The organism is Euzebyales bacterium, assembly GCA_035461305.1.
In the GTDB taxonomy this organism is placed as follows: Bacteria; Actinomycetota; Nitriliruptoria; order Euzebyales; family JAHELV01; genus JAHELV01.
In genome coordinates this window covers 1-3,010 of record DATHVN010000065.1, presented here as the reverse complement: position 1 = coordinate 3,010, position 3,010 = coordinate 1, and the positions used below count along the sequence as shown (strand labels likewise).

General features: G+C 70.7%; 3 protein-coding genes. All 3 read right to left on the bottom strand.

The genetic code is table 11. The features are described 5' to 3' along the window. Positions 1-201: 201 nt before the first annotated feature. A complete protein-coding gene (locus tag VK923_06250) occupies positions 202-1,299 on the bottom strand; it encodes an IS110 family transposase (protein ID HSJ44265.1) in 1,098 nt (365 codons plus the stop codon). Positions 1,300-1,613: 314 nt separating this feature from the next. Beyond that, positions 1,614-2,219: an ATP-binding protein gene (locus tag VK923_06245; protein ID HSJ44264.1), complete on the bottom strand. Its 606-nt coding sequence runs from the start codon at positions 2,217-2,219 to the stop codon at positions 1,614-1,616. Continuing rightward, a partial coding sequence (locus VK923_06240) for an IS21 family transposase (GenBank protein ID HSJ44263.1) occupies positions 2,216-3,010 on the bottom strand: 795 nt, incomplete at its 5' end. The genes VK923_06245 and VK923_06240, both read right to left, overlap by 4 nt.

The following is a 3,010-nucleotide window of genomic DNA, read 5'->3' as shown; positions in this document are numbered from 1 at the left end:
GGTCGTGGACGGCGCGATGATGTTGTCGACGACGAAGCCGGTGGGGGTCTCCTTGCGGGGGATCGGGGGAGGTTCAGCTCCAAGCTGGTGATGCGCCAGTAGATGCAGGGCGGTCCCGGGCTCGGGTGCCAGTCATCCCTTCGCCACGCCGGTGCCGGGTGGCATGGAGCTGATGCGCAACGCAACCGCGGGCGGGCTCAATCAAGCGGACGACCGCGCCGACCGACGTCGGGGGTCATGACAAACCACGAGCGCGCGTCCGCGGTCACTGACCGAGCCAACGGTCATGCCGCAGGCTGCTGCAGGCAGCGGGACGTGGCCATCGCGCAACCCGTACAACACCAGCGTGAGCAGCTTGCGGGCCGCGGCGACCTTGCCGACCGCCCGACCGCGGCGGGCGGCGATGCGGTCACGGTCGGCGCGCAGCTTGCGGTCGTACGGCAGCTTGTGGACGGCCTCCACGGCGGCCCAGCGCACCAGCCGCGACCCCTGCTTGGGGACGTGCCCGCGCACGACGGTGGTGTCGGATTCGTGATGCTTGGGCGTGAGCCCCGCCCACGAGCACAACTGGGCGGGACGCGCGAAGCGGGCGACGTCGCCGATCTCGACGACGAACAGCGCCGCGAACGTCGCGCCGACGCCGGGATCTGTTGGATCGCGGTGTACCCGGGATGGTGGCGCAGCCGCGCGGCGATCGCGCTGGTCAAGCCAGGTGACCTCGCCGTCGAACGCGTCGATCAGCTCCAGCAGCGAGTCCACGCGCATGCGATAACACGTGCCCAACCGGGCCTCGCGCAACAGCGCCATCCCCTGCGTGCCGAACAGATCCGACATGGGCACCGCGACGCCTTTCTTGGCCAGCACCGCGTGGACCTGGGCCTTCAGCCCGGAGCGGAGAGCGACCAGCTTCGCGCGATATCTGACGAGCTCGCGCAGCTGCCGCAGATACGGCGGCGCGATCCACGCCTCGGGCAGTCGACCCATGCGCAGCAGATCCGCCAAATCGGTCGCGTCACGCACATCGTTCTTCACGCGCCGGTACGCGAACGCCTTCACGCCCAGTGGGTGCGCGAGATGCACGCTCGCGCCGCACGCTTCGAGCACGTCGACCGCCCAGTACCACCCATACGTCGCTTCCAACACGACCTCGGGGTCATCGCCAGCCTTGGCGACCTCGTGCGCCAGCGCGACCGGGTCGTTGTCGATCCGGACGGTGTCGACCACCTCCCCATCCGGGGTCTGACGGACAATCACCGACCGTCGCCGGTGCAGATCAATCGAGACATACTCTGAAGCCATCGGGATCTCCCTCCTCACATCGATGGCTGGTGAACACCACCGAGTGTCGCCAACCCGGCGGCTCACGGGGAGCGGAGGTCCCGTCCCTACATGGCATCAATGGCCAAGTGAAGTTCCCCACTGGTGGCCAGGTGAAATTCCCCAGCGGGCGGGGTGGGTTCAGGCTGTGGGGCCACCTCCTCGGGTGCGCATCCGGTAGGAGTCGCCGTCAGTGACGATCACGACGGCGTGGTGCAGCAGTCGGTCGAGTAGTGAGGTGGCGGTGGTGTGCTCGGGTAGGAACCGGCCCCAGTCGTTGAACGCCCAGTGTGACGCTACGCCCAGGGCGCGGCGTTCGTAGGCGGCGGCGACGAGCGGAACAGCAGTTGGGTGCCGGTGGCGTCCAGCGGGGCGAAGCCGACCTCGTCGACCAGGATCACGTCGTTGCGCAGTAGCGTGTCGATGCTGCGGCCGACGCTGTTGTCGGCCAGCCCGCGGTACAGCGTCTCGACCAGCTCGGCGGCTGACAGGTAGCGCACGCGGTGGCCGGCCTCGACCGCGGCATGCCCGGCGGCCAGCAGCAGGTGGGTTTTGCCGGTGCCGGCGGGGCCGACCAGGCACAGGTTCTCTGGCGCGCGGACCCACTCGAGTCCCGCGAGGTAGTCCACGGTGGCCTGGGGCACCGAGGACGCGGCGACGTCGAAGCCGTCGAAGGTCTTGACGACGGGGAAGCCGGCCTGGCGGTGGCGGCCGCGCCGGTTGGCCTCGTCGCGGGCGGCGATCTCGGCTTCGACGAGAGTGCGCAGGACCTCTTCGGGTTTCCAGCGTTGGGTCTTGGCGGTCTGCAGGATGTCCGGCGCGATGCGGCGCACCGTGGCGAGCTTGAGCCGCTTGAGGCCAGCTTCGAGGTCGGTGGACAGCGCGGCGGGTGCGGCGGTCACTTGGTCACCTGCCCGGCGCCGAGCCGGTCGAGGGCGTAGGCGTCCAGGCTGCGGCCGGTCACCGTCGGCAGATCGGCGTCTAACGGTGCGCCGGCCGCTGCGGTGGTCGGGGCGTCGGGGCCGGCGGCGAGGACCGACCGGACGTCTTCGGCGGCGAACCGGCGGAACGTCAACGCCCGCTCGAGCGCGGCAACGAGGACGTCGCGGCCGTGGGCGGTCTCGAGCGCGGCGATCTCGGCGAGGTGGGCAGGCAGCCGTGACTGGCCGGCCGCCGCCGCGGCGCGCAGAAACGCCTCCGCGACCGGCCCCAGCGCGAGGAACGCCTTCTCGGTCGCTGTGCGCGGCCGCACCGCCCGCCGGGGTGTCCCGCGGGCACCGCCGTAGTGCTCATCGATGATGCTGACCTCACCGGGGGCGATCAGCGGGTGCTCGGCGACGCGCCGTTCGTCGTGGTCGATCAGGACCTGATCGGCGGCGACCGACACCCCCACCTGCGCGCCGACCAGCCGGGTGGGCACCGAGTAGCGGGCCGAGCCGAACCGGACCGTGGCGAGCCGGTCGACCTTGCGGGACTCCCCGCGGCGGATCGCCGCGCGCGGGCTCGGCAACGGGCGCAGCACCTTGACCTCCTCAGCGAGCCGGTCAGCGGGCACCGCGCTGATCTCAGAATGCGTCTTGCCGTTGATCTCCACGCACCACTCGCGCGCGCTGATGTTGGCCTGGGTCAGCGACGTCCAGTCGTCGCACGAGGCGATCACCAGGTCGGTCTTGGCGTAGCCGACGAGGTTCTC